The organism is Albimonas sp. (assembly GCF_055129145.1).
Genome location: NZ_JBSRTQ010000199.1, coordinates 1 through 6,868, shown reverse-complemented (window position 1 = coordinate 6,868; position 6,868 = coordinate 1). Strand labels below are relative to the sequence as shown.

Annotated in this window: 6 protein-coding genes and 1 pseudogene; 6 read left to right on the top strand and 1 reads right to left on the bottom strand. The window is 71.6% G+C overall.

The annotated features are described in order from the left end of the window. Nucleotides 1–305: 305 nt before the first annotated feature. The 6 genes and pseudogenes from ACTB72_RS19900 to ACTB72_RS19875 form a co-directional block, all read left to right on the top strand. Nucleotides 306–635 (top strand): annotated as a pseudogene (locus ACTB72_RS19900) (GNAT family N-acetyltransferase); the annotation flags it as partial. A gap of 63 nt (nucleotides 636–698) precedes the next feature. Beyond that, the gene (trpB, locus tag ACTB72_RS19895) at nucleotides 699–1,919 is read left to right on the top strand and encodes a tryptophan synthase subunit beta (protein ID WP_463038761.1); all 1,221 of its coding nucleotides are present in this window, start codon (nucleotides 699–701) and stop codon (nucleotides 1,917–1,919) included. A gap of 95 nt (nucleotides 1,920–2,014) precedes the next feature. Then, nucleotides 2,015–2,455: a hypothetical protein gene (locus tag ACTB72_RS19890; protein ID WP_463038760.1), complete on the top strand. Its 441-nt coding sequence runs from the start codon at nucleotides 2,015–2,017 to the stop codon at nucleotides 2,453–2,455. 138 nt (nucleotides 2,456–2,593) lie between these two features. Beyond that, entirely contained in the window at nucleotides 2,594–3,391 is a 798-nt protein-coding gene (gene trpA / locus ACTB72_RS19885; protein ID WP_463038759.1) for a tryptophan synthase subunit alpha, read from the top strand. Between the two features lie 195 nt (nucleotides 3,392–3,586). Beyond that, nucleotides 3,587–4,141: a pyridoxamine 5'-phosphate oxidase family protein gene (locus ACTB72_RS19880; RefSeq protein ID WP_463038758.1), complete on the top strand. Its 555-nt coding sequence runs from the start codon at nucleotides 3,587–3,589 to the stop codon at nucleotides 4,139–4,141. 187 nt (nucleotides 4,142–4,328) lie between these two features. Next, entirely contained in the window at nucleotides 4,329–5,330 is a 1,002-nt protein-coding gene (locus tag ACTB72_RS19875) for an LLM class flavin-dependent oxidoreductase (protein WP_463038762.1), read from the top strand. A 22-nt stretch (nucleotides 5,331–5,352) separates the two neighbouring features. Here the strand turns inward: ACTB72_RS19875 and ACTB72_RS19870 are convergent, their stop codons facing one another. Beyond that, on the bottom strand, nucleotides 5,353–6,603 hold the full coding sequence (locus ACTB72_RS19870; RefSeq protein WP_463038757.1) for a phospholipase D-like domain-containing protein: 1,251 nt from the start codon (nucleotides 6,601–6,603) through the stop codon (nucleotides 5,353–5,355). Nucleotides 6,604–6,868: the final 265 nt, after the last annotated feature.

Sequence of the window (6,868 nt, the reverse complement as noted above, 5' to 3'; positions counted from 1 at the left end):
CCCCGCCCGCCCGCCCGCCCGTCCCTGCCAGCCTCGCCGAGGCGGTCGAGCCTGCGTCGCCGCCGGGCGCGCGCACCCACGGCCTCGGCTGCATGGCGATGATGCGGCGGACGCCGTTCCTTTCCCCCGACGCGCCGGGGGTCTAGGAAGGGGGCGAACGCGCCGCCTGCGAGCCTGTCGATGGGCGGCCGCCCCTGCGCCGAACCCCGGAGCCGCCGTGACCGACCCCGCCGCCCCTTCCCTCGACTCGCTCGCCTTCCGCGACGCGCGCGAGGCCGACATCCCGATCCTCGCCCAGATGCTCGCCGCACGCCATCGCGGCCCAGTCCGGAAACCGCCTGATCGTGGCCGAGGCCGGGCATGGCGCAGTCGTGGGCTGCCTGCAGCTGATCCTGATGCCGGGCCTGTCGCACAAGGGCGCGATCCGGGCCGAGCTTGAAAACGTCCGCGTGGCGATCTCCCACCGCTCCCGCGGGGTCGGGGCCGCGCTCGTCGCCCATGCCATCGCGCTGGCGAAGGCGGAGGGCGCGGCGCTCGTGCAGCTCACCTCCGACCTCGCGCGCCCCGACGCGCACCGCTTCTGGCTGACCCAGGGCTTCGTGCGCTCCCATGCCGGGTTCAAGCTGAAGTTCTGACCCCTCGACCTGCGCCCGCCGCTCGGATAAACGGGGCCGGTGAGCCACGGGGAGACCGCCGACATGACTGCAGACGGCGCCAACAGCTTCCGCACCGGACCGGACGAGCGCGGCCGCTTCGGCATCTACGGGGGACGTTTCGTCTCCGAGACGCTGATGCCGCTGATCCTCGACCTGGAGGCGGAATACGAGAAGGCCAAGACCGACCCGTCCTTCTGGGACGAGATGGCGGACCTGTGGACCCACTATGTGGGCCGGCCCTCGCCGCTCTACTTCGCGCCCCGGCTGACCGAAGAGCTGGGCGGCGCCAGGATCTACCTGAAGCGCGACGAGCTGAACCATACCGGGGCGCACAAGATCAACAACGTGCTCGGCCAGATCCTGCTGGCCAAGCGCATGGGCAAGACCCGCATCATCGCCGAGACCGGGGCCGGCCAGCACGGCGTCGCCACCGCGACGGTCTGCGCCAAGTTCGGGCTGAAATGCGTGGTCTACATGGGGGCCACCGACGTCGAGCGTCAGAAGCCCAACGTGTTCCGCATGAAGCTGCTGGGGGCGGAGGTGATCCCCGCAACCTCCGGCCGCGCCACGCTGAAGGACGCGATGAACGAGGCGATGCGCGACTGGGTCACCAATGTCGACGACACCTTCTACTGCATCGGCACCGTCGCCGGCCCGCACCCTTATCCCGCCATGGTCCGCGACTTCCAGTCGATCATCGGCAAGGAGGTGCGCGAGCAGATGATGGCCGCCGAGGGCCGTCTGCCCGACGTGCTGGTCGCCTGCATCGGCGGCGGCTCCAACGCCATGGGCCTGTTTCATCCGTTCCTCGACGACCCGTCCGTGCGCATCGTCGGCGTCGAGGCCGGCGGGCATGGGGTGGATGACCGGATGGAGCATGCGGCGTCCCTGACCGGCGGGCGCCCCGGCGTGCTGCATGGCAACCGCACCTATCTGCTTCAGGACGACGACGGCCAGATCCTCGAAGGCCACTCGATTTCGGCCGGGCTCGACTACCCGGGAATCGGGCCCGAGCACTCCTGGCTGCACGACATGAAGCGGGTCGAATACGTCTCGATCACCGACCGCGAAGCGCTCGACGCCTTCCAGCTTTCTTGCCGCACCGAGGGCATCATCCCCGCGCTTGAACCGGCGCACGCGCTGGCGCATGTGACGAAACTCGCGCCCACGCTGTCGCCGGACACGCTTCTGGTGATGAACATGTGCGGCCGCGGCGACAAGGACATCTTCACCGTCGCCGAGGCGCTGGGGATGCCGATCTGAATCTGTCCGACCCCGGGGAGAGGTTTCGCGGGGAGGACGAAGAGCCAAGGCTCCGGGGGCGGGACCCTGACGGGGCGCATCGAAGGTTACGTTACGTGGCGAAATTCAACATCGGCGACATGGTCGTCCTCGTCTCCGGCTCCATGCGCATGGCGGTCGAGAGCTTCGACGGCGACAAGGTCGACGTCGTGTGGTGCCATGAGGGCCGCATCGGTCGCGACACGCTTGACGAGAAGCTGCTGAACAAGTGGGAGTTCCGCGGCGCCGACGACAGCCGCGGCCCGCGGCCCGGCGGCTTCGGCGGCGGCGCCGGCGGCGGTTATCGCGGCGGCGACCGGGGCGGCGATCGCAGCGGCCCCAGCACCTACCGGGGCAACAACGACCGGGGCGGCGACGACCGAGGCGGCAATCGCGGCGGCGGCGGCGACGACAACGGTTTCGGCGGCAAGCCGGGCCGGGACGGCGCACCCCGCGGCGGCAAGACCGGCTGGGACGGCCGCCCGCGCGAGAAGAAGTTCTTCCGCGACGACGATTGATCTTCACGGCCCGGGCGCGGCGGATCCTCGCCGCGCCCGATCCCTGAAGCCGAACCTGGCGCGGGCCCCGACGGCCCCCGCCCCGATCTCCCGACCGGCCGCCCATCCCGGCGGCGAGGCTGAGGCAAGAGGGCCCGGATGACCCGCATCGACCGTCGCTTCGCGAAGCTCCATGCCGAGGGCCGCGCCGCTTTCGTGCCCTACGTGATGGCCGGCGATCCGGACCGCGCCACCTCTATGGAGATCATCAAGGGCCTGCCCGCCGCCGGCGCCGACCTGATCGAATTCGGTCTGCCCTTCACCGACCCGATGGCCGACGGCCCCGCCATCCAGCTCGCCGGCCAGCGCGCGCTCGACGGCGGCATGACCCTGCAGGGCACGCTCGACATGGTGCGCGAACTGCGCACGGTCGATGACGAGACCCCGGTGGTCCTGATGGGCTACTATAATCCGATCTATTCCATGGGCGTCGACCGCTTCCTCGCGGAGGCGAAATCCGCCGGCGTCGACGGCCTGATCGTGGTCGACCTGCCGCCGGAGGAGGACGAGGAGCTCTGCCTCCCCGCCAACGCCGCCGGCCTGAACTTCATCCGTCTGGCGACGCCGACCACGGACGCGAAGCGCCTGCCCAAGGTGCTCTCCAACACCTCGGGTTTCGTCTATTACGTCTCGATCAACGGTATCACCGGAGCCGCCGAGGCCGCGGCCTCGGCCGTCGCGCCCGAGGTCGCCCGGATCCAGGCCGCCGCCCGCATTCCGGTCTGCGTCGGCTTCGGCATCAAGACCCCGGCCCGCGCGTCCGAGATCGGCAAGATCGCCGACGGCGTCGTGGTCGGCTCGGCGATCGTGGAGCGGATCGGCGCGGGCCAGACCCCGGCCGAAGTGCTCGCCTTCGTCAAATCCCTCGCCGACGCCGCCCACGCCGCCAAGGGCTGAGCCCCGGCGGGGCGCCTGAACGCCCTCTCCGGCGCCGGTCACAGCGGGAACGCTACGGGCCTCCCCATCCTCGACGCAGGCGCCGGCGCGTCCCGGCCCCTTTGCGCGCGTCGCTTCGGCCATGCGCACCACGCAATTGCCTTCGCCGGGCCGGCGGCCCTATTCTGCAGAGACCGCTTTTGCAGGAGCCAGGCCATGGGCAAGCAGTTCCCCGACATCGCCCCGCATGTCGCCCGCTTCATCGACCGCCAGAAGATCTTCTTCACCGCCACCGCGGCGCCGGGGGCGAAGGTCAACCTCTCGCCCCGGCCCACCGACTGCCTGCGGGTGCTGGGGCCGTCCGCGGTCTGCTACCTCGACCAGACCGGCTCGGGGAACGAGACCGCGGCCCATCTGCTCGCCGACGGCCGCATGACCATCATGTTCTGCGCCTTCGACGGCCCGCCGATGATCCTCCGTCTCTATGGCCGCGGGACCAGCCTGATCGTGGGAACCCCCGCCTACGAGGCGCTGCTGGCCGAGGCCTATGACGGCGACGCCCCGATGTCCGCCCGTCAGATCGTGCGCCTCGACATCGACCTCGTGCAGACCTCCTGCGGCTACGGCGTGCCGGAATTCGACTATGTCGGCCCGCGCACCGTGCTGCTCGACTGGGCCGAGACCAAGGGGCCGGAGGGGCTGGAGGCCTATCGGCGCGAGAAGAACGTCCGGTCGCTCGACGGCCTGCCCACCGGCTTCGCCGCCGAGTGAGGGGGGGAGGGGCGCCGCGACCCTCCCCGCATTCCCGACGCCGCCCCGCCGCGCGGGCGCCCCGCCGCCGCCCTCGGTCCTTGCGTCGCGCGGCTCCCGTCGCCCCCGATTGCGCGCGCCCTCTCGCACCGGGCCTCCGCCGCCCCTATGTTATCCTCGACAATTCATTCCGCGGAGGGACCTCATGATCCCCTATTCGATGCTCGACCTCGCGCCCATCGCCGAGGGCCACGACGCCGCCGACAGCTTCCGGAACTCGCTCGACCTCGCCCGCCACGCCGAACGGCTGGGCTACGCCCGCTACTGGATGGCCGAGCATCACAACATGCCCGGCATCGCGTCCGCCGCCACCTCGATCCTGCTCGGTCACATCGCCGGGGGGACCAGGACCATCCGCGTCGGCTCGGGCGGGGTGATGCTGCCCAATCACTCGCCGCTGGTGATCGCCGAGCAGTTCGGCACGCTGGCGACGCTCTACGGCGACCGCATCGACCTCGGGCTCGGCCGCGCGCCCGGCACGGACATGGCCACCGCGCGGGCGCTCCGCCGCGGCATGGACCAGGTCGACACCTTCCCCAACGACGTGGTGGAGCTGATGGGCTATCTGGGCGAGCCCGATCCCGCCGCCCATGTCCGCGCCATCCCCGGGGTGGGGACCAAGGTGCCGGTGTGGATGCTGGGCTCGTCGCTCTACGGCGCGCAGCTCGCGGCCCATCTGGGGCTGCCCTACGCCTTCGCCTCGCATTTCGCGCCGCAGCTCGCGGACGAGGCGGCGGAGATCTACCGCGCCATGTTCAAGCCCGGCCAGATCGCGAGGCCCCACTTCATGCTCGCGGTCAACGTGTTCGGGGCGGAGACGGAAGCCGAGGCGAAGCGCATCCGCACCTCCTCCCAACTCGCCATCGCCCGTCTGCGCACCGGCCGCCCCGGCCCGCTGCCCCGTCCGGTGGAGCGGATCGAGGATCACCTCCCCCCCGCCCTGATCTCGATGGTGGCCGAGGCTCAGACCTGCACCGCCTGCGGCACGCCCGAGCAGGTCTACGAGGGGCTGGAGACGATGGCCGCGCGCTACAGGCCCGACGAGATCATCCTCGCCGGCCAGATCCACGACCACGGCGCCCGGCTGCGCAGCTTCGAGATCGCGGCCGACGCGATGCGCAACCTCTCGTTGCCGGTCGCGGCGGAATAGGCGCCTGCGGCGCTCCCGGGCCTCAGGCCTGGGAGCGCAACGGCGACGCCGCCGTCTCCATCGCCCGGCGCAGCAGCGAGCGTTTGCGCCACTTTCCCAGCTCGACCGGCAGGCATTGCGCCCGGTCGTCGTCGAAATGTCCGTCGAGAATCGCGCACATCTCCGCGTCCAGCAGGTTGACCGCGACCTCGTGGTCCTTGTTGCGCGAGCGCTGGTTGAAATTGGCCGAGCCGATCGAGGCGAGCCGCCCGTCCACGGTGATCAGCTTGGCATGAAGCATGGTCGGCTGGTATTTCAGCAGCGACACCCCGGCGCTGAGCAGCCGGTCCCAGTGCTCGGCGCCGGCGAGCTCCGACAGCCGCTTGTCGACGATGGGGCCCGGCATCATCACCTCGACTTCGACGCCGCGCTTCGCCGCCGCCTCCAGCAGGTCGGCCATGGTCTCGTCCGGCGAGAAATAGGGCGTGCAGATCCGCAGCCGCCGCCGCGCGAGGTGGATCAGCGCGTTATGCAGCCGGGCGACGGCGTTGAGCCCGACCGCCGCGCCCGCCGGCGCCACCTGGGCGAGCGCGCCGCCATGGGCGTCGACGCCGTCGCGGCCGCGCGACGGCGTGGGGGCGACGGTGAACAGGGGGGCGAGCCCGCCGCCCGCCTCCATCCAGTCCTCGTAGAAGGCGGAGCGCAGGCTGGCGACGGCCGGGCCGCGGATCCGGAAATGGGTGTCGCGCCAATGGTCCGGGCCGTCGGCGTCGCCCTCCCATTCCGCGGCGATGCCGACCCCGCCGGTGAAGCCGATGCGCCCGTCGATGATCAGCGCCTTGCGATGGGTGCGGTTGTCGCTCTGCCACAGCTTGAAGCGGGGCAGGGGCCGGAACCAGCGCAGCTCGACGCCCGCGTCGCGCATCATCGCGATCAGCTTGCCGGACATGGAATGGGCGCCGAACCCGTCGAGCACCACCATCGTCTCCACCCCGTTGCGAGCGCGGCCGGCGAGCGCCTCGGCGAAGCGGTCGGCGATGTCGCCCTGCCAGTAGACGAAGGTGAGGAATTCGATGCGCCGTCGGGCGCCGGCGATGGCCTCGAGCATGGCGGGGAAGATCTCGTCGCCATTGCGCAGCACGTCGATGCGGTTGCCGGGCGAGAACGGCGCCCCCACCGCGCTTTCGAGCGCGAGCGCCAGCCGGCGCGCGCCCGGGTCGGGGCGCGGATAGGCGGCGGCCCGCGGCAGGCGCGGGCGGGGATCGGCGGGGGAGGAGGCGTCGAGCAGCGTCATGGGGCGAAGGTAGCACGCCCGCGCACGAGGTCACGTCGAAGATGGCACGCGATCGCGACGGGCGGGATCTCAAGGCGCCCGTGCCGGGCAAGCCGATGTCTACGGCCGCAAGCGGCCTTCGGGTGGGACCGCGGGGGCGGCGCGGGCGCCACCCCGCCGTTCGCGACGGGCGGGGCGCGGCGATGGCGGGTTGGCGCTCGCCCTGCGTCTCATTCCGGCTCGCGGCGCCGATCCGGGTGAGGAGACGGCGTCGCCGGCGCCCCCG